General features: G+C 69.9%; 24 protein-coding genes. 23 read left to right on the top strand and 1 reads right to left on the bottom strand.

Annotation, left to right across the window (positions count from 1 at the left end):
* Positions 1 to 110: 110 nt before the first annotated feature.
* From Q7C18_RS06405 to Q7C18_RS06365, 9 genes are all read left to right on the top strand, one after another.
* A complete protein-coding gene (locus Q7C18_RS06405) occupies positions 111 to 605 on the top strand; it encodes an HNH endonuclease (RefSeq protein ID WP_311024669.1) in 495 nt (164 codons plus the stop codon).
* 4 nt (positions 606 to 609) lie between these two features.
* Positions 610 to 1344, top strand: a complete 735-nt coding sequence (locus Q7C18_RS06400) for an NTP transferase domain-containing protein (RefSeq protein WP_311024668.1) — start codon at positions 610 to 612, stop codon at positions 1342 to 1344.
* Between the two features lie 12 nt (positions 1345 to 1356).
* Positions 1357 to 1653 carry a DUF6457 domain-containing protein gene (locus tag Q7C18_RS06395; protein WP_070160833.1) on the top strand — a complete coding sequence of 99 codons (297 nt, stop codon included), beginning with the start codon at positions 1357 to 1359 and terminating at the stop codon, positions 1651 to 1653.
* Positions 1653 to 2951, top strand: a complete 1299-nt coding sequence (locus Q7C18_RS06390) for a molybdopterin molybdotransferase MoeA (RefSeq protein ID WP_070160832.1) — start codon at positions 1653 to 1655, stop codon at positions 2949 to 2951. Before Q7C18_RS06395 ends, Q7C18_RS06390 begins: the two co-directional genes overlap by 1 nt.
* Complete coding sequence (gene fdhD / locus Q7C18_RS06385; protein WP_311024667.1) at positions 2939 to 3787, top strand: formate dehydrogenase accessory sulfurtransferase FdhD; 849 nt, start codon at positions 2939 to 2941, stop codon at positions 3785 to 3787. The genes Q7C18_RS06390 and fdhD overlap by 13 nt, the downstream gene beginning before the upstream one ends.
* Before the next feature lie 74 nt (positions 3788 to 3861).
* Positions 3862 to 6282 carry an FdhF/YdeP family oxidoreductase gene (locus Q7C18_RS06380; protein WP_311024666.1) on the top strand — a complete coding sequence of 807 codons (2421 nt, stop codon included), beginning with the start codon at positions 3862 to 3864 and terminating at the stop codon, positions 6280 to 6282.
* A gap of 181 nt (positions 6283 to 6463) precedes the next feature.
* Positions 6464 to 6667 carry a cold-shock protein gene (locus Q7C18_RS06375; RefSeq protein WP_070160828.1) on the top strand — a complete coding sequence of 68 codons (204 nt, stop codon included), beginning with the start codon at positions 6464 to 6466 and terminating at the stop codon, positions 6665 to 6667.
* A 273-nt stretch (positions 6668 to 6940) separates the two neighbouring features.
* The gene (locus Q7C18_RS06370) at positions 6941 to 7714 is read left to right on the top strand and encodes a hypothetical protein (protein WP_311024665.1); all 774 of its coding nucleotides are present in this window, start codon (positions 6941 to 6943) and stop codon (positions 7712 to 7714) included.
* Between the two features lie 254 nt (positions 7715 to 7968).
* Complete coding sequence (locus tag Q7C18_RS06365) at positions 7969 to 8424, top strand: class F sortase (protein ID WP_311024664.1); 456 nt, start codon at positions 7969 to 7971, stop codon at positions 8422 to 8424.
* 135 nt (positions 8425 to 8559) lie between these two features.
* Here Q7C18_RS06365 and Q7C18_RS06360 read toward each other — a convergent pair whose 3' ends face one another.
* Positions 8560 to 10116, bottom strand: a complete 1557-nt coding sequence (locus Q7C18_RS06360; protein ID WP_311024663.1) for an MFS transporter — start codon at positions 10114 to 10116, stop codon at positions 8560 to 8562.
* A gap of 226 nt (positions 10117 to 10342) precedes the next feature.
* Between Q7C18_RS06360 and Q7C18_RS06355 the strand changes: the two genes are divergently transcribed.
* From Q7C18_RS06355 to Q7C18_RS06290, 14 genes are all read left to right on the top strand, one after another.
* Positions 10343 to 11122: a MerR family transcriptional regulator gene (locus Q7C18_RS06355; protein ID WP_311024662.1), complete on the top strand. Its 780-nt coding sequence runs from the start codon at positions 10343 to 10345 to the stop codon at positions 11120 to 11122.
* A gap of 177 nt (positions 11123 to 11299) precedes the next feature.
* Positions 11300 to 12607, top strand: coding sequence for a potassium transporter TrkG (locus Q7C18_RS06350; RefSeq protein WP_311024661.1), 1308 nt, complete (start codon positions 11300 to 11302; stop codon positions 12605 to 12607).
* A complete protein-coding gene (locus Q7C18_RS06345) occupies positions 12600 to 13298 on the top strand; it encodes a TrkA family potassium uptake protein (protein WP_311024660.1) in 699 nt (232 codons plus the stop codon). Before Q7C18_RS06350 ends, Q7C18_RS06345 begins: the two co-directional genes overlap by 8 nt.
* A gap of 195 nt (positions 13299 to 13493) precedes the next feature.
* On the top strand, positions 13494 to 14219 hold the full coding sequence (locus tag Q7C18_RS06340) for a fasciclin domain-containing protein (RefSeq protein ID WP_311024659.1): 726 nt from the start codon (positions 13494 to 13496) through the stop codon (positions 14217 to 14219).
* A gap of 193 nt (positions 14220 to 14412) precedes the next feature.
* A complete protein-coding gene (locus Q7C18_RS06335) occupies positions 14413 to 15027 on the top strand; it encodes a sigma-70 family RNA polymerase sigma factor (RefSeq protein ID WP_311024658.1) in 615 nt (204 codons plus the stop codon).
* Positions 15017 to 15790, top strand: a complete 774-nt coding sequence (locus Q7C18_RS06330; RefSeq protein WP_311024657.1) for an anti-sigma factor domain-containing protein — start codon at positions 15017 to 15019, stop codon at positions 15788 to 15790. The genes Q7C18_RS06335 and Q7C18_RS06330 overlap by 11 nt, the downstream gene beginning before the upstream one ends.
* Positions 15791 to 15861: 71 nt before the next feature.
* Positions 15862 to 17481, top strand: coding sequence for a molybdopterin-dependent oxidoreductase (locus Q7C18_RS06325; RefSeq protein ID WP_311024656.1), 1620 nt, complete (start codon positions 15862 to 15864; stop codon positions 17479 to 17481).
* Positions 17482 to 17561: 80 nt separating this feature from the next.
* Complete coding sequence (locus Q7C18_RS06320; RefSeq protein ID WP_311024655.1) at positions 17562 to 18581, top strand: LacI family DNA-binding transcriptional regulator; 1020 nt, start codon at positions 17562 to 17564, stop codon at positions 18579 to 18581.
* A gap of 243 nt (positions 18582 to 18824) precedes the next feature.
* Positions 18825 to 20318, top strand: a complete 1494-nt coding sequence (locus Q7C18_RS06315) for an alpha-L-arabinofuranosidase C-terminal domain-containing protein (RefSeq protein ID WP_311024654.1) — start codon at positions 18825 to 18827, stop codon at positions 20316 to 20318.
* Positions 20319 to 20428: 110 nt separating this feature from the next.
* Positions 20429 to 22435 (top strand): beta-L-arabinofuranosidase domain-containing protein, encoded by a 2007-nt coding sequence (locus Q7C18_RS06310; protein WP_311024653.1) that lies wholly within the window; start codon positions 20429 to 20431, stop codon positions 22433 to 22435.
* A 170-nt stretch (positions 22436 to 22605) separates the two neighbouring features.
* Positions 22606 to 23697 (top strand): alkene reductase, encoded by a 1092-nt coding sequence (locus tag Q7C18_RS06305; protein ID WP_311024652.1) that lies wholly within the window; start codon positions 22606 to 22608, stop codon positions 23695 to 23697.
* 151 nt (positions 23698 to 23848) lie between these two features.
* Complete coding sequence (locus Q7C18_RS06300; protein ID WP_311024651.1) at positions 23849 to 24310, top strand: GyrI-like domain-containing protein; 462 nt, start codon at positions 23849 to 23851, stop codon at positions 24308 to 24310.
* Between the two features lie 90 nt (positions 24311 to 24400).
* On the top strand, positions 24401 to 25210 hold the full coding sequence (locus tag Q7C18_RS06295) for a MerR family transcriptional regulator (RefSeq protein ID WP_311024650.1): 810 nt from the start codon (positions 24401 to 24403) through the stop codon (positions 25208 to 25210).
* A 107-nt stretch (positions 25211 to 25317) separates the two neighbouring features.
* On the top strand, positions 25318 to 26586 hold the full coding sequence (locus Q7C18_RS06290) for an endo-1,4-beta-xylanase (RefSeq protein WP_311024649.1): 1269 nt from the start codon (positions 25318 to 25320) through the stop codon (positions 26584 to 26586).
* Positions 26587 to 26592: the final 6 nt, after the last annotated feature.

Raw genomic sequence — 26592 nt, 5'->3', positions numbered from 1 at the left:
CATGTGGTGCCATCTCGGCGCTTCAGCGTCTATATTGAGGGCTGTACAGGCGCGGAACGGCGCCGCGCGGCGCCGAACCGTACTGCCATGAGAGGTACGGAGGGTTCGCGATGCGCACACTGGTGCTCAACGCCGGCTACGAGCCGCTGAGCGTCGTGTCCTCCCGACGTGCCGCCGTGCTGGTGATGCACGGCAAGGCCAGCATCCTGGCGGAGGACGGCACACCGATCTCGTCGCCCTCCACCCTGATGCCCCGGCCGGCCGTGATCCTGCTGCACCGCTACGTCCGGGTGGTCCGACGTCGTCCCAGCTCGCCCTCGCGCCGTGGCGTGCTGCGCCGGGACCAACGCCGCTGCGCCTACTGCTCACGTCCTGCGGCGACGGTCGACCATGTGATCCCACGATCCCGCGGCGGCGACTCCACCTGGGAGAACCTCGTGGCCTGCTGCGGGCCCTGCAACGTCCGCAAGGGGGACAAGACGCTGGATGAGCTCGGCTGGACGCTCGACACGACCCCTCAGCCGCCGCCGCACCACGCCTGGATGCCTCATGAGCTGGATGCGCCTCATGAGCTGTGGGTCCCCTTCCTCGACCATGCGGCCTGAGTCCGTGTCAGAGCCAGTGCCTGAGCCGGAGCCTCCGGACTCCTCTGCGCCGGGGGACGAGGTGCCCGGCCCGTCCGTGGCGGCGGTGCTGCTGGCGGGCGGACGCGGAAGCCGCCTCGGCGGCGTCGAGAAAGGCCTGCTGACCCGCGACGGCGTCCCGCTGATCACCGGCTGGGCGGAGGCGCTGGGGCGGCGGGACATCTCCGCAGTGGTCGTCGGCACGCCGAGGCTGCGCCCTCACCTGCCTCCCGGGGTGCGGCTCACCCGAGAGGACACGCCGTACTCCGGTCCCGCCGCAGCGGTGTGCGCCGGGGTCCGCGCGCTCGAGGCTGACCCGTGGCCTCGGCATCTGCTGCTGCTCGCCGTCGACACGCTCGATCCCGATGCCGTGCTGGACTGGCTGCTCGCCCGGCTTCCGGATGACGGGGCGCTCATCCCCCGCGATGCCGAGGGGAGGGCGCAGATGCTCACCGCCGCGGTGGAGGCGGGCGCCCTGCGGCGTCGTGTGCTGTCCCTGGTGCCCGGGGAGGAGGTGGGGCGCCCGGTGCGCTGGCTGCTCGACGGGATCTCCTCCGGGAACCTGACGCCCGACGGCGGCGCCTCGGCTCCCGGGGAGGAGGGGGCGCCGGGCCCGAGGCTGCCTGACGGGTTGGGGGTCGACGTCGACACCGCGGCCGACGCCCTGCGTCACGGGGTCGAGGTTCCCCCGGAGCAGGATCCGCGCGACACGGGGCTGTGAGAAGCTGGGGCCATGGCAGAGCGATCCGAGCAGGAGATCACCCGGGAGTCGATCGACCAGTGGGTGCAGGAGCTGTCCCGCGAGCTGGAGATCGAAGGCGTCCCGATCGACGTCGACGCGGTCCTGCGCCTCGCGGGGGTCGCCGCCCACACCGTCGTGCGCCCCGCCGCCCCGGTGACCACCTTCCTCATCGGCTACGTCACCGGCCTCGCGGAGGCCTCCGGGCAGGCCGACTTCGAACGGGCCTCGCGCGCCGCCACCCGCGTGGCGGAGCGGCTGCTGGAGGGACGAGGCGGCGCCGGAGACTGATGAGCCTCACCACGTTGGCCGAGGCGCGTCGCTGCGCCGCGGACGCCGCCGCGCTGCTCCGCGGCCCCGCAGCCCAGGCGCCCATGCATGAATGTCTCGGGGCGATGCTCGCCGAGGACGTCCACGCACCACAGCCCATCCCGCACGCCACCACCTCCGCCATGGACGGCTGGGCCGTCCGCGGCGCCGGTCCGTGGCTCCTCATCCCGGAGGCTCCGGAGCCGCGCACGGGCCGCACCGCGCTCAGCCCTGCCGATCAGCGGCCCGCGCTGCGGGTGGGAGAAGCGGTGGCGGTGGTGACCGGGTCGCCGATACCTCGGGGCACCACCTCCGTGCTGCGCAGCGAGCACGGGAGCCTCCGCCCCGACGCCGGTGCGCCGGGCCGGGAGCTGCTGCACGCCCGCTCGGACACCGTCGACCTGGAGCCGGGCCGTCATCTGCGCCCCGCGGGCTCCGAGGCCGCTGCCGGAGACCTCCTCCTGCGGGCCGGTGCGACCGTGACCCCCGCCGTGGCCGCGATGGCCGCCGTTGCGGGGCATGACACCCTCCGCATCCACCCGAGGCCCCGGGTGCGTCTGATCTGCACGGGGGAGGAGGTCATCACCTCCGGGCTGCCCGGGCCCGGCCAGGTGCGCGACGCCTTCGAGATCTCCGTGCCTGCCGCCGTGGAGGCCATGGGCGGCGCGACGGAGGGCGTGGAGCGGGTGGGGGACGCCGTCGAGGCGCTGATCTCCTCCCTGCAGGAAGGGCTCGCGTCCCGAGCCGACCTGCTGCTGACCACCGGTGGCACCGCACGATCCGAGGCCGATGCGCTGCTGCCTGCCCTGCGGAGCCTCGGGGCCGAGCTGCTGGTGGACGGAGTGGACATGCGCCCCGGTCACCCCACGGTCCTCGCCCGCGTCGGGGGCAGTCTGGTTCTGGGTCTGCCGGGCAACCCACTGGCCGGACACGCGGCCCTGGCCGGCATCGGGCAGGTCATCCTCGACGTGCTCGCCGGCGCCGACCCCCGGGACGCGGTGGGGATGACGAAGACCATCGCCGTCGAGCCGCTGCCCGGCGCTCGCCGCGGTCAGCGGCTGCTTCCGGTGGAGAGGCGCAGCGCCGGCGTCGCGCCTGTGGGGCACGACAGCCCGCACATGATGCGCGGATTCGCCGTCGCCGCCGCCTTCGCGCTCGTCCCTCCTGAGGGGGTCGCCGCAGGGGAGACGGTGGAGGTGCTGCCCCTGGCGTGGCACGCTGGAGGCACACGGTCGACAGGCGGCCCGCGCGGACGAAGGAGCTCATCATGGGACGGCTGACCCAGAGACACCGCATCATGCGGGTGGGTCGCGACGGCGCGGTCCGCAGCCGCGGCGACGTCGTGGCCGTCGAGGAGCCGCTGGAGCTGCGCCTTGGCGGGGAGTCGTTCACGGTGACCATGCGGACCCCTGGGCACGACTTCGAGCTGGCCGCCGGATTCCTCGTCTCCGAAGGTCTGGTGGCCGCTCCGGAGGAGGTGCGGGGCATGCGCTACTGCGCCGGCACCGACCCCGACGGGCTGCAGACCTACAACGTCGTCGACGTCACCCTCGACCCTCGCATCGCCCGGCTGTCCATCGGTCAGCACCGGCAGGTGCTGACCACCTCGGCCTGCGGGATCTGTGGGACCACCAGCATCGACGCCGTCGAGAAGGCGCTGCCCGCCGCCGCTGCGGAGGGCCCCCAGCTGAGCCTCACCGTGGAGGCGCTGCTCTCTCTTCCTGACTCCCTGCGGCAGCAGCAGAGGATCTTCGACCGCACCGGAGGCGTCCACGCCGCCGGGCTCTTCGACGGCGAGGGCGAGCTGCTGTGCCTCCGGGAGGACGTCGGGCGCCACAACGCGGTGGACAAAGTGGTCGGATGGGCGCTGACCGAGGGGCGTCTGCCGCTGACGGGCACCGCCCTGCAGGTCTCGGGCCGGGCGTCCTTCGAGCTCGTCCAGAAGGCCGCGCTGGCGGGCGTGGAGCTGCTCTCCGCCGTCGGGGCGCCGTCGTCGATGGCGGTGGACCTGGCCGAGCGTGCCGGCATCACGCTGGCCGGGTTCTCCCGGGGGGAGACCATCAACATCTACACCCATCCCGAACGTCTCAGCGACCTCGTCGCCACGCCGGCCTGACCAGGCGATCCTGCCGCCGAAGACACCCCTGTGAGGGGTGTCACAGGCCGGCTCAGGTCTGTCAGAATGGAGCCATGGGACTCATCAACGGACGCCGCAGCGGCTCCGAGCAGCGCACCGGCGAGGACGCCGAGGCCAAGGTCCACGGTCGCACCGTGGAGATCGAGGACATCGACGAGGATGACCTCACCGTCGGCACACCGAAGAAGACCGCGGCCGGACTGAAGGCGGTCGGCGTCTCCTTCGAACGCGGCTTCGGGCAGGGCGGCGTGAGCCGGACCCTGCGCTCCTATCTCCGCGTCAACCAGCCCGGCGGCGTCGACTGCCCGGGCTGTGCCTGGCCGGAATCGACCACCGGGCACCGGAAGAAGCTCGAGTTCTGTGAGAACGGAGCGAAGGCGCTGGCGGAGGAGAACACCCAGCGCGTGGTCACCCCGCAGTGGTGGGAGGACCACCCGATCGCGGAGCTGGAGCAGCGCTCGGACTACTGGCTCGGCCAGGCCGGCCGCATCACCCACCCGATGATCATCCGACCGGGGGACACCCACTACACCCCGATCAGCTGGGACGAGGCCTTCGAGACCATCGGTGAGCACGTGCGGGCGACCACGCCGGACCGGTGCGCGTTCTACACCTCCGGGCGCACGGCCAACGAGACCGCCTTCATGTACCAGCTCATGGCCCGATCCCTGGGCACCAACAACCTGCCGGACTGCTCCAACATGTGTCACGAGTCCTCCGGCACGGCGCTGACCCCGACCATCGGCGTCGGCAAGGGCACCGTCACCCTCGAGGACGTCGAACATTCCGAGCTGGTCCTGGTGGTCGGGCAGAACCCGGGGTCCAACCACCCCCGCATGCTCGGCGCGCTGACCGAGGCGCGCAAGAACGGCGCGAAGGTCGTGGCGGTCAATCCGCTGCCCGAGGCCGGCCTGTTGAACTTCAAGGACCCGCAGACGCCGCGGGGCCTGGTGGGCCACGGAGACCGGGTCTCCGACGAGTACCTGCAGATCAAGGTCGGCGGTGACCAGGCGCTGTTCCAGGCGCTGGGCCACCTGCTGCTCGCCGCCGAGGAGGAGAACCCCGGCACCGTGCTGGACCAGGAGTTCCTGGACTCCCGCACCCGCGGCTTCGCGGAGTACCGGGCCGCCCGCGGCACCCTGGACTGGGACGAGATCGAGACGGCCACCGGTCTGCTCCGTGCGGAGATCGAGAAGGTCGCCGAGATGCTCATCGCCTCGAAGGCCACGGTGGTCTGCTGGGCCCTGGGGCTGACCCAGCAGCCGCATTCGGTGGACACCATCCGCGAGATCATCAACGTGCTGCTCCTCCAGGGGAACTTCGGCAAGCCGGGGGCCGGCGCCTGCCCGGTCCGCGGGCACTCCAATGTGCAGGGGGACCGGACCTTCGGCATCTGGGAGAAGATGCCCGAGGACTTCCTGCAGAGGCTCGACGACGAGTTCGGCATCTCCTCGCCGCGGAAGCACGGGTACGACTCCACCGATGCGATGCAGGCGATGGCCGACGGCGACATCGACGTCTTCGTCTCGCTGGGCGGCAATCTGGCCCGCGCGAACTCCGACACCCGGATGATGGAGGCCGGCATGCGCCGGACGGGCCTGACGGTGCAGATCTCGACCAAGCCGAACCGCTCCCACGTGGTGCACGGCGAGACGGCGCTGATCCTGCCGACTCTGGGCCGCTCCGACCGCGACGACAAGCACCCGGGTGGCGCCCAGTTCCTCTCCGTGGAGAACTCGATGTCGATCATCAGCTCCACCCAGGGACGTCTGGAGCCCGTCTCTGACCAGCTGCTCGCAGAGCCGGTCATCATCTCTCGGATGGCGCGGGCGATGCTCGGCGACGACCACGTCGTCGACTGGAAGGCCATGGCCGAGGACTACGACGTCATCCGCGACCACGCCTCACGCGTGGTGACCGGCACAGAGGACTTCAACCGGCGCATCCGGGACAAGTACGGCTTCGTGCTCCCCAACGCCCCCCGCGACAGCAGGACCTTCGCGACGCCGGACGGCCGGGCGGCGTTCACCGTCTCGGATCTGGAGTACCTCCAGGCGCCCGAGGGGCACCTGGTGCTGCAGACGATGCGCTCCCACGACCAGTACAACACCACCATCTACGGCCTCGACGACCGTTACCGCGGCATCTCCGAAGGGCGCCGGGTGATCCTGATCCATCCCGACGACCTCGCCACGCTGGGCTTCGCCGACCGCGCGCTGGTGGACGTGGTCTCGGTGTTCCGCGGCCGGGAGCTGCGGAGTGCACGCTACCGGCTGGTCTCCTATCCCACGGCGCGCGGCTGCGCGGCGGCCTACTATCCGGAGGCCAACGAGCTGGTGCACCGCGAGCTGGTCGCCCGAGAGTCCAACACGCCCGGATTCAAGGCGATGATGGTGCGTTTCGAGCCCCACGAGGAGAAGGCGGATCTGGAGAAAATGGCCGCCGCCGTCGACTCAGACGTGGTGATGGCGTAGGCTGAGGACCATGCGGGTGCCACGAGGCTCCGGATTCGGACTTTCCGGCGCCCGCTGATGATGTGCAGCAAGACTTGAGACAGTCCGTGGCCTTCATTGAACTCCGCGCCTGCCCGGCCTGGGCGGGGGCGGGAAAAGCATCGTGACATCGGTGCATCGTAGGAAAGTAAAGGGAAACACAATGGCCACTGGCACCGTGAAATGGTTCAACGCTGAGAAGGGCTACGGGTTCATCGCACCCGACGACGGCTCGGACGACGTCTTCGCGCACTTCAGCGCGATCCAGAGCTCCGGGTTCCGCACCCTCGAGGAGAACCAGAAGGTGGAGTTCGAGACGGCTCGCGGCCCCAAGGGCCTGCAGGCTGAGAACATCCGCCCGCTCTGATCCCAGCTCTCTCCCGCCCGTGATGCGCTTCGCGCGTCGGCGGTGAGCAGAACCTGAACAGCACCGGCCCCTCAGCGTCGCCTCTGGCGACGCTGAGGGGCCGGTGTCGTGGAGGCGGGGACCTGTCGGCGGGCTGGACCCACGAGATTGTCCGAGAGGGTTCCAATCCGAATCGTGGAGTGCGACGAACGTCACGTGCAAGCCGAAATCTTGACGTGATGAGCCGAGCCTCGAGGCTTGCCGAGTGTTCGACGCCCGAATGAGGAGACGACCATGCGCACTTCCACCTTCTTCGCTGTTCCTGCACTGGCCCTCGGCGGACTGGCGCTGACTGCGTCACCGGCCATGGCAGACAGTCACGACGACTCGTGGTCCGTCCAGACATCATTGGATGAGCTGAACTCCAGCGGCACCACCGGCGAGGTCATGATCGACATCCATGGCCAGGAGGCGACGGTCACGATGAACGTCACCGGAGCAGCCGAGGAGTTCATGGACGGACCCTTCCCGCATGCGCAGCACATCCATATCGGAGCCCAGGGCCTCTGCCCCGGCCCGGAGGCTGACACCGACGGCGATGGGGTGGTGAGCACTCCCGAAGGGCATCACTTCTATGGAGACATCGGGACATCCCTGACCATGGAGGGAGACACCAGCCCGGATTCAGGGCTGGCGATCGACCGGTTCCCCGGAGGCTCTGAGTACTCCTATGAGCGGACCTTCGAACTCTCTGACGACACTCTCGCCGCCCTCGAAGAGGGCACTGCCGTCGTCGTGGTCCATGGGGTGGACCCGGACCTGATGCCGGAGGAGGCGGCCCAGAAGCAGAGCGAGCTTGACCCCGAGCTTCCGCTGGCGGCGACGCTTCCGGCCGCCTGCGGGACGCTGAGCGCTTCGCAGATGGAGGAGATGCCTGACGGTGGTGCCGACACAGGTGCTCCGGTGCAGGCGGACAACGGCATGAACCTCGCACTCGGCGGCGGAGCGCTCGCATTGGCAGCGCTCGGTGGGGCGTGGGCCGTGCGACGCCACACTGCCCGCGCCTGACCAGCAGGGCTGACGAGATCATGTGGACGGCATGCCACCCCCGTCGCGCAGGCGTATTCGCCGTCGCGACGGGGGCTGCCCTGTTCCTCTGTGGCTGTGCGGGCGCTCCGGAGTCGGACTACGCCTTGCCGGTCAGCGCTGAGCGCCCGTCGTCTGAGGCTCCTGCTGACGAGGCACCGTCCTCCGACGGACCTGGATCCGGGCTGGACCCAGTGCGTACTGAGAGCGGACCGCTGGTGAGTGTCGCTGAGGAGATGGCACCGGCTGAGCCGACCTCGGTAGAGGTGCCTGCCATCGGCGTCGTCTCTGAGCTTGTGCACCTGGGGCTGCAGGACGACGGCGCCATCGAGGTTCCTCCGTACGGTGGTGGCTCTCCGGCCGGCTGGTACCGGCACGGACCCACGCCAGGCGAGATCGGCCCCGCCGTGATCCTCGGTCATCGCAACGCGTCGGAAGGAGGCCCCGGGATATTCGCTGAGCTTCCGACCATGGAGGTCGGCGACACCATCGCGGTGACCCGGGACGATGGGACTCTCGCGGAGTTCGCCGTGTATCGGACCGACCGGTTCCCCCAGGAGGAGTTCCCCACGCTCGACGTCTACGGAAACACCGTCGGACCTGAACTGCGCCTCATCACGTGTGACGGGCTCAATCGGGACACAGGAGTCCTGGAGGACAACTTCATCGTCTACGCAGAGCTCAAGGACTGAGCCCGCGCCCAGCGATGCAGGAGCATGCGCGGCCCCTCACGACGCGCTCTCACCTGTGCCGTCGATGTGCACCGGGACATCATGTCTGCCTCACCAGATCTGGTGCGGCAGACACGATGTCCCGGTGCAGCCCGGTCAGCGGTTCCGTGCGGCATCGCCGCGCAGCATCAGGAACACCATGACGGCGGCGGAGACCACGATGGCCACCGCGATCGTGCTGGTGAGATGCACGCCCGAGACGAAGGCCTCGCGGGCGGCGTCCATCAGGGCCGCGCCGGCGGAACCGCCGAGCCGGTCCGAGGCGGCGTGGGCTGCTCCCAGCGTCTGGGAGGCCTGCTCCATCGCGGAGGCGGGCACACCCTCGACGGCGTCGATGCCGCTGCGGTAGCCGGCGGCCAGGATGCTGCCCAGCACCGCGACGCCGAGCGCGCCGCCCAGCTCGTAGGCGGTCTCCGAGACCGCTGAGGCCGCCCCGGCACGGTCCGCGGGTGCGGAGGTGAGCACGGCGTCATTGGTCATGGTCTCCGCCATGCCCACACCCAGGCCGATCAGGAAGAATGCGGCCATCACGAACGCCCAGCCGGCCTCCACCGGTGCCAGGATCAGCACCGCGTAGCCGGCGGCGGCGATCAGGATTCCGCCGACGATCACCGCCCGCAGCGAGGTGGCGCGGGTGATCGGGATCACCAGGAAGCTGGCCGCCACAGAGATGACCAGCCCGGGGACCAGCATCAGCGAGGCATGGAGCGGGGACATCCCGTAGCCCAGCTGCAGCAGCTGGGGCAGGAAGAACATCGAGCCGACCATGGCGAACACGAGCATGAAGTTCGCACTCACCCCGGCGCGGAAGCGCGGCATCGCGAACAGGCGCAGATCCACCAGCGGGTGGTCCAGGCTGCGCTGGCGGCGGACGAAGAGCACCAGCAGGGCGACGCCGACCAGCAGCGCAGCCATGGGCAGCACCTCGAGGCGACCCTCGACGAGCTTCTTGATGCCGTAGACGGCAGTGATCATGCCTGTCAGGGAGAGCAGCACGCTGAACAGGTCGAGCCGGCCCGGATGGGGGTCTCGGGACTCGGTGACCAGGAACGGCATGGCGATCAGGATCACCACGACCACCGGCAGGTTGATCAGGAACACCGATCCCCAGAAGAAGTGCTCCAGCAGGGCACCGCCGATGATGGGGCCGAGGGCGGCCCCGGCGGAGAACGCCGAGGCCCAGATGGCGATCGCCAGGGTCCGCTGACGAGGATTCGGGAACAAGTTCCGGATCAGGGACAGCGTCGAGGGCATCAGGGTGGCTCCCGCCAGCCCCAACAGGGCCCGGGCGGCGATCAGCATCTCGGCGCTGACGCTGAACGCGGCGATGGCTGAAGCCACACCGAATCCGGCGGTCCCGATCATCAGCAGCCGGCGTCGGCCGATCCGGTCACCCACGGATCCCATGGTGATGAGCAGTCCGGCGAGCACGAACGCGTAGATGTCCACGATCCAGAGGAGCTGGCCGCTGGTGGGCGCCAGATCCTCGCTCAGGTGGGGGACGGCGAAGCCGAGCACGGTCATGTCGACGGCGATGAGCACCACGGGGAGCACGAGCGTGGCCAGTCCCAGCCATTGGCGTGCGCCGGCGCGCGGTGGGGAGTGTGGTGCGGAGTGCGGAGTCTGGATGCTCGCGGTCTGAGGCGAGGGCATCGTTCCACGTACCTTTCGATCGCTGCGCGGGACGGCGAGGCGCAGCGGAATCTTCTTCTGGAAGACGGGCCGCCTGGGGCAGATCGGCGGCTTCGGAACGTGGCCGTCCTTCCGGGTCGTCGCGACCCGACGTCGACCATCGTAGCACGAAACATTACAGATGTAATGTTTGCTTCGTCACCTCAGTGTTGACGTTGACGCGACGTCAACCTCTAGCGTGGAGCCCATGGACAGCAGCACCCATGAATGGGACATCCAGGAGCTCTGCCGACGGGCCGGAGTGAGCAGCCGTACGCTGCGGCACTACGACGCCGTCGGGCTCCTCAAGCCCACCCGCACCGGACTCGATGGCCGACGGCACTATGACGCCGACGCCGTCGCCCGCCTCCAGCAGATCCTCGTCCTCCGGGACCTGGGGATGCCGCTGCCGGAGATCCGGGAGGTGCTGGCGCAGCCCGGCACGGAGACCCACAGGCTCGAGCGGCTCGTCGAGCGGCTCCAGGCTGAGCAGCACAGGCTCGACGCGCAGATCCGCGCCGTGCGACACACGCTTCAGGCCCGCAGGGACGGGCGTTCCCCGACGATGGAGGCGATGATGGACGGATTCAACGAACAGCACAAGGAGGAGGTCATCGAGCGCTGGGGCGAGGAGTCCTACCGCCGCAGTAACGACTGGTGGACCTCCAAGACCTACCAGGAGCAGGTGGAGCTCAGGCGCGAAGCCGATGACCTCATCGCCCGTTGGCAGCAGGCCGCCGCCGAGGACGGCGACCCCCGCGGGGAGCGTGGCCGGGCGCTCGCCGCCGAGCAGATCGACTGGCTGCGCCAGATGCCCGGCACCCCCATGCAGTCCGAGGACACTGCCGGCCGACATCGGTACGTGGAGTGCCTGGCGCACATGTACGTGGACGACGAGCGTTTCGCCGCCACCTACGGCGGCCAGCGCGGAGCCAGGTTCGTCCGGGATGCGCTGCTCGCCCACCTGGAGGAGCGGCCGCAGGTCTGACCGTGTGTTACCCGCCCCGATGGTGAGCCTGGAGCCGCGCCGGGGCGGGCGGGAGCGGGCGGGGACGAGGCGCTGGCACGGTATTGCACCCGGTCAGCGAGAGGTCTACGCTGACCGCCTGTGAATCGAACACTCGCTGGGAGTGAGGGGACCAGGTCCCGGCCGCATCTGCGGCCGGTGCAGATCATCTTCCTGGGGTTCCTCGTCGTGATCGCCGTGGGGACCGGACTGCTGATGCTCCCGGCCTCCACCTCAGGCGTAGAAGGCGCCACCTTCGTGGAGGCCCTGTTCACCGCCACCTCCGCCCTGTGCGTGACGGGGCTGATCGTCGTCGACACCGCCACCTACTGGTCCGGGTTCGGCGAGGCGATCATCCTGGTGCTGATCCAGGTCGGCGGCTTCGGGGTGATGACCTTCGCGACCGTCATCGGCCTGGCCGTGATGGGGCGGCTCTCCCTGCGGAGCAGGCTCATCGCCGCCACAGAGGCCAAGAGCCTCGGGCTGGCGGATCTGCGCGCCCTGGTCATCGGCATCGTGAAGATCTCGCTGCTGATCGAAGCCGTGCTGGCCGTCATCCTCACCGCACGCTTCGCGCTCGCCTATGACAAGCCCTTCGCGGAGGCGGTGTGGCAAGGTGTCTTCCACTCCGTCTCGGCCTTCAACAATGCCGGGTTCTCCCTGTTCAGCGATTCCATGATGCGCTTCGTGGGTGACCCGGTGATCTGCCTGTCCATGGCCGCGGCGATCATCCTGGGCGGAGTCGGCTTCCCGGTGATCCTCCAGCTGCGCCGGCGACTGCGCACCCCACGGCTGTGGTCCATGCACACCCGCATCGTGGTCTGGGGGACCCTGGTGCTGCTCACACTGGGCACCGTGATGATCACCGCCTTCGAGTGGGACAACGAGGACACCCTGGGGTCGCTGAGCCTCCCCGAGAAGCTGTTGGCCGGGTTCTTCCAGTCCGTGCAGACCCGCACGGCCGGATTCAACAGCGTGGATGTCGGCGAGATGGAGTCCGCCACCTGGCTGGGCATGGACGTGCTGATGTTCATCGGCGGCGGTCCGGCCGGCACGGCCGGCGGCATCAAGATCACCACGTTCGCGGTCCTGCTGTTCATCCTCATCGCGGAGCTGCGCGGTGACACTGCCGTCAACATCTTCGGCAAGCGGCTCTCCCGCTCAGTGCATCGGCAGGCGATCTCCGTGGTGCTGCTGGCCATCGCCTTCATCATCGCCTGCACCGGGGCCCTGCTCCTGGTCTCCGGGATGCCGCTGGACCGCGTCCTCTTCGAAGCGGTCTCCGCCTTCGCCACCGTGGGGCTCTCCACCGGCATCACCGACGAGCTGCCCGAGTTCGGACAGCTGATCCTCGTGCTGCTGATGTTCATCGGCCGGATCGGCCCCATCACCTTCGCCTCCGCGCTGGCGCTGCGCGAGCGCACTCGACAGTACGAACTCCCCAAGGAAAGGCCCATCATTGGCTAAGCTCAGGCTCTTCGGCGGGACCGACCCCTCCGACGTCGCCAGCCCCGACGCCGTCGCCGTCATCGGCCTGGGACGCTTCGGCGCCGCCCTGGCACAGGAGCTCATGGCCGACGGTACCGACGTCCTCGGCATCGACCGCCAAGAGGACGTGGTCCAGTCGCTCAACGGCTCACTGACCCACGTGGTGGCCGGCGACGCGACCAAGGAGGAGGTGCTGCGCCAGCTCTCTGTGGACGAGTTCGACCACGTCGTCGTCGCAATCTCCTCGAACCTGGAGGCCAGCATCCTGGTGACCTCGCTGGTGCTGCGCTTCGGCGTCCGTGAGGTCTGGGCGAAGGCCACGTCGGACGCGCATCGGGCGATCCTCGAACAGCTGGGGGTCAAGCACATCATCTTCCCCGAGCAGGACATGGGCCGCCGGGTGGCGCATATGGTCCGCGGCAACCTGCAGGACTACATCCTCATCGATGAGGACTATGCGCTGGCCAAGACCACACCGCCGAAGGCCCTCCTCGGCAGGCCCCTGAAGGAACTGGAGATCCGCCGTCGGCACGGCGTCACGGTGGCCCTGGTCAAGCATGCGGGAGAGCCTTGGGCGCCGGCGGCGGCCGACACCGTGCTGCAGGAGGGCGATCTGCTGCTCGTCTCCGGCGCCAAGAAGGAGGCGGAGGGCTTCCGACGCCTGCGGTGACATGTCCGCGGGCCGGACCCGAGCAGCGGCGCGCAGCAGGCACTCGCGCCCGGACGGTCTGTGGAGGTGGGACAAGCTGATCCAATCCGGATCGTGTGTGGCGCCGAACCCCTTCGTGACGGCCCGTGCCGAACGGTCGGGTCGCGACGTCGGGGATGTCCCTCGGCGAGACGCACGACGACGAGGAGATCAGTCATGAAGACTCAGACGAAGTCCACCGCCTCCGCCATCCTGGGGATCGGGGTGATCTCCCTGCTCGGGCTCACCGCCTGCGCCGATGACACGGCTGAGGACGAAGCCCCGGCGGAAGGGCAGGAGGAGACGACCCAGGACGACGGCGCCACGGAGACAGACGCGGACATGGACGACGACGCCGCGGCCCAGGATGACGCGGACATGGAGGAAGGTATGGACCCGGCTGCCGATCTGGTCGGTGCCGCCTGTGGGGACTACGCCGAACAGGTGCCCGATGGGGACGGTTCGGTCGAAGGCATGGCCCAGGACCCTGTGGCCACCGCGGCCTCCAACAACCCGATGCTCACCACGCTGACCGCGGCGGTCTCCGGCGAGCTGAACCCTGACGTCGACCTGGTCGACACCCTCAACGGTGACGAGTTCACGGTCCTGGCCCCTGTCGACGATGCCTTCGCCGACGTGCCGGAAGACGACCTGAACGCGCTGGCTGAGGATGCCGACGCGCTGACCTCGGTGCTCACGTACCATGTGATCCCCGGGCAACTGAGCCCCGATGAGATCGCCGGTGAGCACGAGACCGTCAACGGAGACACGGTGGAGATCACCGGAGAGGGCGACGAGCTGATGTTCGACGAGGCCGGGTTGGTCTGCGGCGGAGTGCAGACTGCCAACGCCACGGTCTACATGATCGACGGGGTGCTCATGCCTGAGATGGCGGAGCAGTGAGGGCGAATCACCAAGAGATCCTCTGAGGTTTCTCAGCTCCGACGTCGTTGCGGCGCTCGGGCAGGTGGCTCCGCGGGGTGCCTGCCCGAGCGCCGTCGTCGTCAGGGGCTCGTGGTGGCCGGATCCTGGTGGCGCTCGCTCCGGGTTCGGTGCGGCAGTTCCTGTCCCTCCTGTGACCTGGCATGATGGTGGCATGACCGATCCTGAACGGACCCGCGGGGGAGAAGGCGTGAACCCGCCTGCTTCCCTGATCGGTCCTGACCCGTGCGGGGAGCTGCTGGTCCGCACGGCGAGCGGAGACGCTCAGGCGTTCGAAGAGCTCTTCCGGGGCCAAGGCTCCGTGCTCCTGGCCGTCATCCTGCGGATCGTGCGCAGTCGAGCTCTGGCCGAGGAGATCCTTCAGGACGTCTTCGCCGAAGTGTGGGAGGACTGCTCCCGCTTCGACCCTGGCCGGGGCAGCGGCCGCGCCTGGCTCATCACCGTCAGTCGCCGCCGGGCCATCGACAGAGTGCGCTCGGTCAGCGCACAGCGGGAGCGTGACACCGCGCATGGGGAACGGCAGCTGCGGCAGGAATCCCCGGACGTGCAGTACGAGGCGCTGGAGAACATCGAGTCGGCCCGTGCGGCCCGGGCTGTGCAGGGACTGCCGGAGGACCAGGCGCGTGCGATCACCCTCGCCTACTATCACGGCATGACGCATGTCGAGATCGCCGATCATCTCGGTGTCCCTCTGGGAACGGTGAAGACGAGGATCAGAGACGGCATGCGACGGCTGAGGACTTCACTGGGGGTGACCGATGCGCACTGATCGAGAGCATCTCGCCGCAGGATATGTGATCGGCGGCCTGAGTGCCGACGAGGCGGCTGAGGCTGAGCGGCTCCTCCACGAGGACTCTGAGTTCGCCCGTGAGGTGGCGGATTTCGAGGAGACTATGGCGTTGGTCGCCGCCGATGACGAGCCGATGGCGCCCTCCGAGGAGACGGCCCAGGCCATCCTGTCCATCCCCCGGCAGAACATCCTCGCCGCCTCCGGCGAGCCCGTCCGCGGCTCTGCGCCGGAGAGGGGGCCCGTGACAGGCCCCGGCCGCCAAGTCCGGCGAAACCGTCCGGCGCTGTATTTCGCCCTGGCGGCCTCGTTCCTCCTGCTTCTCTGTGCGGTCCTGGGAGGGGTGGCACTGCGCGCCCAGGCGGAGAACGAGCAGCTGCGCGAGACCGTCGCGGGCCTCGATGCGGAGCAGGAGGAGGTCCAGCGACTCCTGGGAGCTCCGGACCTGGCGGCCCAGCACGTCGAGGTGGGCGACGGCTCCAGCGTGACCGTGTCCTACTCCGTCACTGAGCAGCTGATACTGGTCACCCCGCACGACATGGAGGGCCCCGAAGAAGGCCAGGATCTGCAGATGTGGATCATCGACCAGGACGGAGCACACGATGCCGGGCTGATGACCGCCGAAGGGCCTGCCGTCGTGACGGGGCCGTCCTTCTCCGCCGACGCTGCCGTCGGGATCACCGTCGAGCCCGAAGGAGGATCGGAGGAGCCGACCTCAGAGCCGCTGGTCGTCGCGGAGCTCTGACAGCCTGACCGCCTGAGTCGTCGAAGGACGGCGTGTCCCATCCGGTCCGCGATCGGCTCCGAACGCAGGTCATGACATCGCACCAGTGGAGAAGGATCGCCGCGTACAGGCGGCATGCGGCCGCAGGCGTGCTCGCCGCCGCCGTCCTCCTGGGCGTCGCCGACGTGATCGCCCGAGCTTTTCGCCCGGCCGCCTCGCCACTCGTCGCCCTCGGATCCACTGTCATCGAGTTCGCACCCCCAGCGCTCCAGGAGACGGCGATCACGGTGCTGGGGCCGTGGAACAAGCCTGTGCTGTTCCTGGCCATGGGGCTGGGCGGCGTGGTGATGGCCGCAGGCATCGGTGCCCTCGGGCGGCGCCGCCCGAGAGTCGCCTCCGCGATCTTCCTGGCGGTGGCGGCGCTCCTGTCTGCCGCGGTGGCACGTCGGCCCGAGACCGCCGCCGCGGATCTCATCCCCTCCGCCCTGGCGATCGTCGCGGGTCTGGCGGTCCTGTTCGGGCTCTGGCGGCTCGCGGGGGTGGGGGTCGCTGCAGGATCTGGGGAGGGGCCGGCGCACCGGAGGGCTGAGAGCGAGGCACAGTGGGAGGGGGAGGCGGAGCGCGATCCCGTCCGGCGCCCTGCTTCGCGACGCGCCTTCCTGGCAGCGGCCTCCGGGACCGCTGCTCTGGCGGTCGCCTGCTTCACCGTCGGGCGTTCGATCGGGGCCTTCGGCCGGCAGGCGGGGGAGCGGCTTGTCGAACTGGTGCTGCCGCGACCGGCTCGTGGCGCGTCACCGGTGCCTGCGGCGGCCTCGGTCGACGTGGCGGGGGTCCCTCCGTTCATCACACCGAATGAGGACTTCTACCGCATCGACACCGCCTTGGTGGTTCCGGAGCTGGAGCCGGGTGAATGGACTCTGCGGATCACCGGCATGGTGGAGGAAGAGGCCAGCATCGACATGAGCGAGCTGCTGGGACTCCCGCTCGAGGAGCATCATGTGACCTTGACCTGTGTCTCCAATCCTGTCGGCGGAGATCTGCTCGGCACGGCCACGTGGCTGGGATATCCGGTGCGGGAGCTGTTGGCTCGGGCGCGGCCCCTGCCCCACGCGGACATGGTGCTCTCCCGGTCTGTGGACGGCTTCACCGCCTCGACTCCGCTGGAGGTGCTCACGGACGCGCGTGCCTCGCTGCTGGCCGTGGGCATGAACGGTGAGCCTCTGCCCCGACAGCATGGGTATCCGGCCCGGCTGGTCGTCCCGGGCCTCTATGGGTACGTCTCGGCGACCAAGTGGGTCGTGGAGCTTCACGTGACACGCTTCGACCAGGACACGGCCTACTGGACCGACCGTGGGTGGGACGAGAGGGGACCGGTCCTGGTCGCCTCGCGCATCGACGTGCCGCGCCCCCTGGCGACGGTGCCCCGGGACGGGGCCGTCGTCGCCGGCACGGCCTGGGCCCAGCATGACGGGATCGCCGCCGTCGAGGTCATGGTCGATGACGGGGACTGGCAGGAGGCCCAGCTGGCCGCCGAAGTCACCGCGGACACCTGGAGGCAGTGGCGGCTGTCCCTCGACGGGCTGGAACCTGGTCGGCATGCCGTGACCGTCAGGGCGGTCACGGCATCCGGGACGGTCCAGACCGGGGTGCGGCGTGACCCGATACCGAACGCAGCGACGGGGCATCACCGCATCGAGTTCCAGATCGCATGACGTCTGGCACCGGGGCTCCCTGTCTGACGCGTCCTCGCCGCGATGTACGGTGGTCTCACAGCGGCCTGAGGAGGGAGCCCATGGCGGTCACACTGCGCGACGTCGCCCAGCGTGCCGGAGTCTCGATCAAGACGGTCTCCAACGTGGTGCACAAGCGCGAGTACGTGAAGGACTCCACTCGGGAGATCGTCCAGTCGGCCATCGACGAGCTCGGGTATCGGCCCAATCTCTCGGCGCGGAGCCTGCGCAGCGGCCGGTCGGGAGTCATCGGCCTGGCGCTGCCGGAGGTGCGGCTGCCCTATTTCGCCGAGCTGGCGGACTCGGTGATCACCGAGGCCAAGGAGCGCGGCCACACCGTGCTGATCGAGCAGACCGGAGCTGAGCCGGCGGCGGAGCGCGAGCTGCTGCGCAGTCCGCGACTGCAGCTGACCGATGGCCTGATCTTCTCGCCCTTGGCCCTCTCCCAGTCCGACGTGGGCCTGCTGCAGGTGGACTACCCGTTGGTCACGCTGGGGGAGCGGATCTTCGACGGCCCGTGCGACCACGTGGTGATGGACAACGTCGCAGCCGCCCGCGCCGCCACGGAGCATCTCCTCGACGCCGGGTGTCGGCGGATCGCCGTCATCGGCGCCCATGAGGGGGAGGGCCAGGGTTCGGCCGCCCTGCGGCTGAGGGGCCACCAGGAAGCGCTCGACGCCGCCGGTGTGCCGCGCGATGATCGGCTGGTGGGCTATGTGGGCCTGTGGCATCGGCAGGACGGCGCGGAGGCCATGCGTGAGCTGCTCGCCTCCGGAGTCGAGGTCGACGGCGTCTTCGGGATGAACGACACGCTGGCGCTGGGGGCTCTGCGTGCCCTGCAGGATGCGGGCCTCGCCGTGCCGGAGGAGGTGAAGGTCATCGGATTCGACGACCTCGAGGAGACCCGGTACACCTCGCCCACGCTGTCCTCCGTGGACCCGGGGCGCATGGAGATCGCCCGCACGGCGGTGCGGGTGCTGGTGGAGCGGATCGACGAGCGGCTGGCCGGGGAGGCGCCGGCACCGAGGCGTCAGTACACCACCAGTTATCGCGTCGTCCCGCGGGAGTCCACCGCCGTCTGAGCGTTGGCGGTGGTCGCCGCTGAGGGCGGTGACGTCCGCGGCGCTCGCCGAGCCCATGCCTGACCGAATCTCCGAGTGCGTCCCGCGGACGAAGGTGGTCGCGTCCTGATGCTTCTCAGATTATCTGAGCGTAGGCCTTGACACGATTCAGCAAACATCAGAAGGTGGCATGAGTCACTATTTCATCGATGTAATCCATGACGGGGTCTCCCGTCCACCTGAGACTCCTGCAGAGAGGACACCATGGCACACGCCAGCATCCGCATCGACCCCGACGCCGTCGTCGCCCCCTTGGACCGCCGCATCTTCGGCGGATTCGTGGAGCACCTGGGACGCCACGTCTACGACGGCATCTACGAGCCGGGCCACGCCGAGGCCGACGAGCTCGGCTTCCGCAGGGACGTCACCGCCCTGGTCAAGGAGCTGGGGGTCAGCACCATCCGGTATCCCGGCGGCAACTTCGTGTCCGGCTACCGCTGGGAGGACGGCGTCGGGCCCCGTGAGCAGCGCCCGGTCCGCCGTGACCTGGCCTGGCACGCGCTGGAGACCAACCAGGTGGGCCTCAACGAGTTCGCCACGTGGCTGCAGCAGCTGGACAGCGAGCTCATGCTCGCGGTCAACCTCGGCACCCGCGGCATCCAGGAGGCTCTGGACCTGCTGGAGTACACCAATCACCCCTCCGGCACTGCGCTGAGCGACCTGCGCGCCGAGCACGGCTATCCGGACCCGTGGAACGTGACCATGTGGTGCCTGGGCAATGAGATGGACGGTCCCTGGCAGACCGGGTTCATGACCGCCGAGGACTACGGCAAGCTCGCCGCCCGGACGGGTCAGGCCATGAAGGCCGCCCAGCGCGACCTGCAGCTGGTGGCCTGCGGCTCCTCCGGCTCCTCCATGCCGACCTTCGGCGAGTGGGAGCGCACCGTGCTGGAGCACGCCTACGACCATGTGGACTTCATCTCTGCCCACGCCTACTACCAGGAGCGTGGCGGGGACCTGGACTCCTACCTGGCCTCGGCGGCCGACATGCGGTACTTCATCGACACCGTGGTGGCCACCGCCGACCATGTGAAGCACCGCCGCAAGTCGGACAAGACCATCATGATCTCCTTCGACGAGTGGAACATCTGGTACCTGGACGAGCACCAGGCCTCCGACGAGGTCAACGACGAGTGGCGGATCGCCCCGCGTCAGCTGGAGGACGTCTACTCGGTGGCCGACGCCGTCGTCTTCGGCTCCCTGCTGATGACCCTGCTGGAGCGCCATGACCGCGTCCGCTCCGCCTCGCTGGCGCAGCTGGTCAACGTGATCGCCCCCATCATGACCGAGCCGGGCGGCCCCGCCTGGAAGCAGACCACGTTCTTCCCCTTCTCCGTGACCTCCCGCCTGGCGCAGGGCCGGGTGCTGCGCCCCGAGGTCCACGCCCAGTCGGTGGAGTCCACGGTCTACGGGGAGAACTCGGCGGTGGACTGCGTGGCCACCGACGGCGAGGATGGCTCAGCGATCTTCCTGCTCAACCGCAGCCGGGAGGCCGTGGAGGTCACCGTGGACGTCTCCGCCCTGGAGCGCGGCACCATCGCGGAGGCCGTCACCCTCTGGGACGAGGACGTCTATGCCAAGAACACGTTGGAGCAGCCGGACCGGGTGGGTCTGCGCGACGCCCAGGCCTCGCTGGCCGACGGTGCGCTGACCATCCGCCTGGAGCCGGTCTCCTGGACGGCGGTCGGCCTGCAGTGAGCTGGGACTGACTCCGTTGAGCTGGTGCGTTTCGGCCGGAATGGGCCCTTCTGAGGCCTCTTTCCGGCGGAAACGCACCAGCTCAACGGAAGGGATGGAGGAGATTCGAGATGGACAGCACGACGACGGCGTGGGCACGCCCGGCTCCCGGGGTGCACCTGACGCCGGAGAGCTGGCTGGGCCGGTGGGAGCGCACCAACCGGACCGCGACGATGCCGCACTGCATCGATCAGCTGGAGGTCCACGGGGCGCTGAACAATCTGCGCCGGGTCACCGGCGAGCATGACGGGCCTCGGGTCGGCTTCCTGTTCTCCGACTCGGACGTGTACAAGATGCTGGAGGCGGTCGGCTGGGAGGCGCAGCGGGCGGCGGAGCGAGGCCGGCCGCTGGACACGGAGCTGCGGACCTTCACCGTGGAGGCCGTCGCCCTGCTGTCCCGGGCGCAGCGGGAGGACGGCTATCTGAACTCCTTCTGCCAGACCGACGGGCGCGTCCCGTGGGAGAACATGCGCTGGCACCATGAGCTCTACTGCCTGGGTCATCTGGCCCAGGCGGCGGTGGCCTGGTCACAGGTGGACCCGGAGGCCACGGAGATCGCCGCCGATGCCGAGCTGCTCGCCGCCCGCACCGAGCTGATCGCGCTGACCAGGCGGTTCGTGGACCTGGTGGTGCGGCGCTGGCGCGCGGGCGAACCCATCGTCTGTGGGCACGCCGAGGTGGAGTCAGCCCTGGTGGATCTGCACCGTGTCCTCGGGAGCCCCGAGCATCTGGAGCTCGCCGCAGCCATGGTGGAGGCCCGAGGCCATGACACGCTCGGCCCCGACGGGTTCGGCGCCGCCTACTTCCAGGACCATGTTCCGGTCCGTCAGGCGCCGGAGGCCGCGGGGCACGCCGTGCGCCAGCTCTACCTGCTGGCAGGCGCGGCCGACGTCGCCGTCGAGACCCAGGACGACCAGCTGCTGGCCGCGGTGGTGCGGCTCTGGGAGTCCGCCCATCGAGCCAAGGCGCATGTGACCGGCGGGATGGGGTCCCGGCACCGGGACGAGTCCTTCGGCGATCCCTACGAGGTCCCGCCGGACCGTGGCTATGCGGAGACCTGCGCCGCGATCGCCGACTGGATGCTCAGCTGGCGGCTGCTGCTGGCCACCGGCGAGGCCCGGTACGGCCGGGCGATGGACCGGGCCCTGTACAACGCGATCCGCGCGGCCGTGGACGAGGACGGCACGCGGTTCTTCTACTCCTGTCCGCTGCAGATGCGCACGCATCGGACCGGGGTGCACGAGCAGGCTCCCAGCGGGCGTGCGGCCTGGTACGACTGCGCGTGCTGCCCGCCGAACCTGGCCCGGCTGCTGGCCTCGCTGCGTCATGCCGCCGCGGCCCGCACCGACGACGGAGCCCTCGCGGTGCTCATGCCGGTCTCCGCCGAGATCCCCGTGTCCGCCGGCGGCTCCTCCGGGGTGCTGACCGTGGAAGCTGGACTGCCCTGGTCCGGGACGCTGCGATTGCGCTTCACCGCGGAGACTGACGCGGACTCGGGCGCGGGCGAGGAGAGGAACGCCGACGCCGGATGCCCGGTGCCGGTGCAGGTCCGGATCCCCGACGGCGCCCGGGTAGCTGACGGAACGGGGCCGGCCGACCGTGCTGGGCTGCCGGACGGGGCGGCGGTGCGGGACGGCTGGCTGCACCTCCCGGTGGGTCTGACGGCGCTGGAGGTGGAGTTCGAGCTGCCGGTGGTGGTCCGGCGCGCGCACCACCGGGCCGACGCACTGCGCGGACAGCGGGTGATCACGCGCGGACCGGTGGTCTACGCGCTGGAGTCCGGCGATCTTCCGGAGCGGGTCCTGGCGCAGGGAGCTGAGCTGGAGGACGTCGAGCTGGAGACGTCCGGTGGCCCCGAGGTGCATGGCGAGGTCCTGGGTGCGCCCGCCGTCGTCGTGCCGCTTCGGGTCCGCCGCGAGGCGCGGGACGACGACGCGCAGGACGCGCTCTATCCCCCTCACGGCGACGCGGGTCAGCCGGGGGAGAGGTTCACTGCTGCATTGGTGCCCTTCGGCCTGTGGGGCAACCGCGGCGACGGTGCCATGCGGGTCTGGATCCCCGCGTCAGACTCTCGTTGAGCTGGTGCGTCTCCGCCGAAAGGCGCGGACCCGCGGACGCTGTCGGGCTGAAACGCACCAGCTCACCGGTGAAGGATCCGCTGTGAGCCCCGGCACGGGGAGGAATCAGCCCGCCGTCGTCGTGGTTGTCCGCCGGTGGAACGTCCCACACCCGTGAAAGGACCGTGCAGATGACCACGGCAGTCCAGGAGAAGCTCTTCTCGCCCCTCACGCTCGGCGCCCTGGAGCTACGCCACCGCCTCGTCATGGCGCCGCTGACCCGCCTGCGGGCCGATGAGGACGGCGTCCCCACCGACCTGCAGGTGGAGTACTACGCACAGCGCGCCTCCCTGGGGATGATCATCACCGAGGGCACCTGGCCAGTGCGGGAGGGGCGCACCTGGGTGGGGCAGCCCGGCATCGAGACCCAGGCGCACATCGACGGCTGGCGGAAGGTCACCGACGCCGTCCATGAGGCGGGCGGGACCATCGTGCTGCAGATCATGCACGGCGGGCGCATCTCCCACCCGCTGCTCAGCGGCACCGGACGGATCGTCGCTCCCAGTGCGATCGCCGCGCCAGGCGAGATCCGCACCCCGGAGGGCAAGAGGGAGCACCCGGTGCCGCACGCGCTGGAGGAGCAGGAGATCCCCGTCCTCGTGCAGGCCTTCGTCCAGGGCGCGCAGCACGCGATGGCCGCCGGATTCGACGGCGTCCAGATCCACGGGGCCAACGGCTACCTGCTGCACCAGTTCACCTCCCCGGCCTCCAACCATCGCGAGGACGACTACGGCGGCAGCCCGCAGAATCGCGCCCGGCTCTCTGTGGAGGTCACCCGAGCCGTCGCGGAGGCGATCGGTGCGGACCGCACCAGCATCCGCCTGTCCCCGCAGCATGACATCCAGGGGGCGCTGGAGACCGACGACGCCGACGCGCTGACCACCTACACCGCGCTCGCCGAGGGGCTGGCGCCGCTGGGCCTGGCCTTCGTCGACGTCCTCAGCGCCGATCTTGCGGGCGCCCTCGTGCAGACCCTCCGACGCGTCGCAGGTGCCCCGCTGGTCGGCAACAGCGGATTCGGGGTGGTCACCACCCGTGAGGAGGCGCTGCGGCTGGCCGCGGAGGGGACCGCCGACGCCGTCGCCGTCGGGCGCGCGGCCATCGCGAACCCGGACCTGTTCCGCCGCTGGGAGGAGGACCTCGGGGAGAACGAGATTCGCCCGGAGAGCTTCTACGTCGGCGGCGCCCGCGGATACACCGACTACCCCGTCTGGCAGGGCTGACCCGCCTCGCGTCGGGCCCGCTGAGCCGGTGCGTCTTCGCCGGAGGGTGGGCCGTGTCGGCCGTATTCCGGCCAGCAACCACCAGCTCGTGCCTGGCGCCGGGGCGGTCAGCTGTTGACGGGGACACCCTGCTCAGCGGTGTGATGGAGTCATGCCGATCACCGAGTTCCTCCAGAAGCCTCTGCCGGCGCTGCGCCTGGCGGCCCGGACCGTCACCGTGCGCGACTGGTCGGAGGTGGGGGAGGCGGTCGGCGCCGCATTCGGCCATGTCGCCGGCATCATCGGCGACACCCCCGGAACTCTGCACGCCCCGGTGGCCAGCTACTCCTGGACGCCGGACGGGCTGCGCATCGTGGTCGGCTACGTCTACGAGGGGGAGGCGCGCGGCGGTGTGGAGATCGCGGAGCTTCCTGAGGAGAGCCACGCGCTGTGCACCGCTCACTACGGCCCGGTCAGCGGCATCGGGGAGAGCTGGCAGGCCCTGCACGCCGAGCTGGAGGCCCGGGGGCTGCGTCCCGGCGGCCCCAGCCGGGAGCTCTACCTGCGCGCCGGGTCCGAGGACCAGCATGACTGGGTGACGGAGCTGCAGCAGCCGGTGAGGCCCGCGGACTGAGCCGCCCGGTGAGCCGAACTCTGCCGAACTCTCCCTGGCGGTCTATGCCGAGGTTGACCCTGACACTGTGTCATGGGCTGTGATGGAGCCATGTTGTCCATCGGAGCCTTCGCACAGGTCGGCCAGGTCACCCATCGCATGCTGCGGCACTGGGATCAGGTGGGCCTGCTGGTGCCTGCCCATGTGGATCCCGGCACCGGCTACCGGTCCTATGACCCGGAGCAGCTGGACCGGCTCCATCGCATCGTGGCGCTGCGCCAGCTCGGCTTCGGCATCGAGGAGATCTCCACTCTGTTGGAGGACGGCCTGGATGCCGGAGACCTGGCCCGGATGCTGGGCCGCCGTCGTCACGAGCTGGAGCGGGAGCACCGGATCGCGTCTGAACGGCTCGCCGACGTCGAGCGACGGCTCCATCTGATCGAAGAGGAGAATGCCATGCCTGCTGTGGAGATCGTCACCAAGTCCCTGCCGGCCCTGAGGCTGGCCGCCCGCACCGCCACCGTGCGGGACCAGCCGGAGGTGGCAGGCCTCGTCGGCCCTGCCTTCGACGCCGTGGCCGCGGTCATCGGTCACATCCCGGGAGCCCTGGAGACCCCTGTGGCCAGCTACAGCCTGGACGAGCGCGGGCTGCACGTCATCGTCGGCTACGCCTATGACGGCGAGCCGCGGGACGGTGTGGAGATCGTCTCGCTGCCGGCGGTGGAGAAGGCGTTCTGCAGCACGCATCTGGGGGAGATCTCCGGGATCGCGTCCAGTTGGCAGGCGCTGCATGCCGAGACCGTGGCCCGTGGGGCCGCGCCTTCTGGTCCGTGCCGGGAGCTGTACCTGCGGGCCGACGAGTCGGGGCGGAGTGACGAGTTCGTCGTCGAGCTGCAGCAGCCGGTTCGCCCCGTGGACTGACCGGCCGAGGCGAGGGTCTGGGACCGATCGGCCAGGCGGGGTGATGGGCGACGGCGCCCGCCGTCACTTGTGTGACCGATCACACAGTTTTCTGCAAGACTGGCGGCATGACCTCGCTGTTCACCCCGCCCGCGCCCGGGCGCACCCCTGACCCGAACCTCGCCCACCGCCGCGCCCAGGTCACAGTCACCCTGACCCGCGACGACGGCGCCCCACTGGCCGGCCGCGACGTCACCGCCCGTCAGACCTCTCAGTCCTTCGGCTTCGGCTGCATCGGCTTCGAGCTCCTGGACCACATCACGGGCGAGTCGCAGGACCCTGACTATGACGCCGGCCTGGCCGAGCACTGGCTGGGGGTGTTCAACCGCGCCACCCTGCCCTTCTACTGGGGCATGTTCGAGCCCGAGCGGGGCAGGCCCCGCACCGAGCGGCTGCTGGCCGGGGCCCGGTGGTTCGTCGAGCGCGGCATCGAGGTCAAGGGGCATCCGCTGGTCTGGCACACGGTGACCGCGCCGTGGCTGCTGGACCTGGAGGTCGACGAGATCGAGCGCGTCCAGCGGGACCGCATCCGCCGTGACGTCTCCGAGTTCGCCGGGCTCATCGACACCTGGGACGCCATCAACGAAGTGGTGATCATGCCGGTGTTCACCGCGGAGGACAACGGCATCACCCGCCTGGCGCATGAGAGGGGCCGGATCGAGATGATGCGCCTGGCCTTCGATGAGGCCCGGGCCGCCAATCCTGACGCCACCCTGCTGCTCAACGACTTCGACATGTCCACCGCCTACGAGTGCCTCATCGAGGGCGCGTTGGAGGCCGGCATCCGCATCGACAGACTGGGCCTGCAGTCCCATATGCACCAGGGGGCCTGGGGCGAGGACAGGACTCTCGAGGTGCTGGATCGGTTCTCCCGCTTCGGGATTCCGATCCACTTCACCGAGAACACGATCCTCTCCGGGGACCTCATGCCGAGCCACATCCGCGACCTCAACGACTGGCAGGTGGACCACTGGCCCACCTCCGAGGAGGGCGAGGCGCGCCAGGCCGAGGAGCTGGAGCAGCACTACCGGACCCTCTACTCCCACCCCTCGGTGGAGTCCATCACCTACTGGGGGCTGCCGGACCGCGGCATGTGGCTCGGCGCGCCGGGCGGACTCCTGCGCCCCGACGGCTCACCCAAGCCCGCCTACCACCGGCTGAAGCGGCTCGTCACGGAGGACTGGCGCACGCCGGAGGCGACGCTCCGCACCGACGACGACGGCCGCCTGCAGTTTGAGGGCTTCCTCGGCCGGCATGAGCTCACGGTCGGAGGGGCGACTGCGCTCCTCGATGTCGACGCTCCGGGTGAGGTCACCGCCGAGGTGGTGGTGGGCTGAGCCCGC

Source organism: Nesterenkonia sp. CL21 (genome assembly GCF_031705515.1).
GTDB lineage: Bacteria > Actinomycetota > Actinomycetes > Actinomycetales > Micrococcaceae > Nesterenkonia > Nesterenkonia aethiopica.
The sequence above is the reverse complement of the archived record's forward strand: the minus strand, read 5'-3'. Positions and strand labels throughout refer to the sequence as shown.

What these genes read in the sequence shown, in the direction of transcription:
- Q7C18_RS06405 (WP_311024669.1), top strand. Translation starts at nt 111, where the DNA reads ATGCGCACACTGGTGCTCAACGCCGGCTACGAGCCGCTGAGCGTCGTG.
- Q7C18_RS06395 (WP_070160833.1), top strand. Translation starts at nt 1,357, where the DNA reads ATGGCAGAGCGATCCGAGCAGGAGATCACCCGGGAGTCGATCGACCAG.
- Q7C18_RS06390 (WP_070160832.1), top strand. Translation starts at nt 1,653, where the DNA reads ATGAGCCTCACCACGTTGGCCGAGGCGCGTCGCTGCGCCGCGGACGCC.
- fdhD (WP_311024667.1), top strand. Translation starts at nt 2,939, where the DNA reads ATGGGACGGCTGACCCAGAGACACCGCATCATGCGGGTGGGTCGCGAC.
- Q7C18_RS06380 (WP_311024666.1), top strand. Translation starts at nt 3,862, where the DNA reads ATGGGACTCATCAACGGACGCCGCAGCGGCTCCGAGCAGCGCACCGGC.
- Q7C18_RS06375 (WP_070160828.1), top strand. Translation starts at nt 6,464, where the DNA reads ATGGCCACTGGCACCGTGAAATGGTTCAACGCTGAGAAGGGCTACGGG.
- Q7C18_RS06370 (WP_311024665.1), top strand. Translation starts at nt 6,941, where the DNA reads ATGCGCACTTCCACCTTCTTCGCTGTTCCTGCACTGGCCCTCGGCGGA.
- Q7C18_RS06365 (WP_311024664.1), top strand. Translation starts at nt 7,969, where the DNA reads ATGGCACCGGCTGAGCCGACCTCGGTAGAGGTGCCTGCCATCGGCGTC.
- Q7C18_RS06360 (WP_311024663.1), bottom strand. Translation starts at nt 10,116, where the DNA reads ATGCCCTCGCCTCAGACCGCGAGCATCCAGACTCCGCACTCCGCACCA.
- Q7C18_RS06355 (WP_311024662.1), top strand. Translation starts at nt 10,343, where the DNA reads ATGGACAGCAGCACCCATGAATGGGACATCCAGGAGCTCTGCCGACGG.
- Q7C18_RS06340 (WP_311024659.1), top strand. Translation starts at nt 13,494, where the DNA reads ATGAAGACTCAGACGAAGTCCACCGCCTCCGCCATCCTGGGGATCGGG.
- Q7C18_RS06335 (WP_311024658.1), top strand. Translation starts at nt 14,413, where the DNA reads ATGACCGATCCTGAACGGACCCGCGGGGGAGAAGGCGTGAACCCGCCT.
- Q7C18_RS06330 (WP_311024657.1), top strand. Translation starts at nt 15,017, where the DNA reads ATGCGCACTGATCGAGAGCATCTCGCCGCAGGATATGTGATCGGCGGC.
- Q7C18_RS06325 (WP_311024656.1), top strand. Translation starts at nt 15,862, where the DNA reads ATGACATCGCACCAGTGGAGAAGGATCGCCGCGTACAGGCGGCATGCG.
- Q7C18_RS06320 (WP_311024655.1), top strand. Translation starts at nt 17,562, where the DNA reads ATGGCGGTCACACTGCGCGACGTCGCCCAGCGTGCCGGAGTCTCGATC.
- Q7C18_RS06315 (WP_311024654.1), top strand. Translation starts at nt 18,825, where the DNA reads ATGGCACACGCCAGCATCCGCATCGACCCCGACGCCGTCGTCGCCCCC.
- Q7C18_RS06310 (WP_311024653.1), top strand. Translation starts at nt 20,429, where the DNA reads ATGGACAGCACGACGACGGCGTGGGCACGCCCGGCTCCCGGGGTGCAC.
- Q7C18_RS06305 (WP_311024652.1), top strand. Translation starts at nt 22,606, where the DNA reads ATGACCACGGCAGTCCAGGAGAAGCTCTTCTCGCCCCTCACGCTCGGC.
- Q7C18_RS06300 (WP_311024651.1), top strand. Translation starts at nt 23,849, where the DNA reads ATGCCGATCACCGAGTTCCTCCAGAAGCCTCTGCCGGCGCTGCGCCTG.
- Q7C18_RS06295 (WP_311024650.1), top strand. Translation starts at nt 24,401, where the DNA reads ATGTTGTCCATCGGAGCCTTCGCACAGGTCGGCCAGGTCACCCATCGC.
- Q7C18_RS06290 (WP_311024649.1), top strand. Translation starts at nt 25,318, where the DNA reads ATGACCTCGCTGTTCACCCCGCCCGCGCCCGGGCGCACCCCTGACCCG.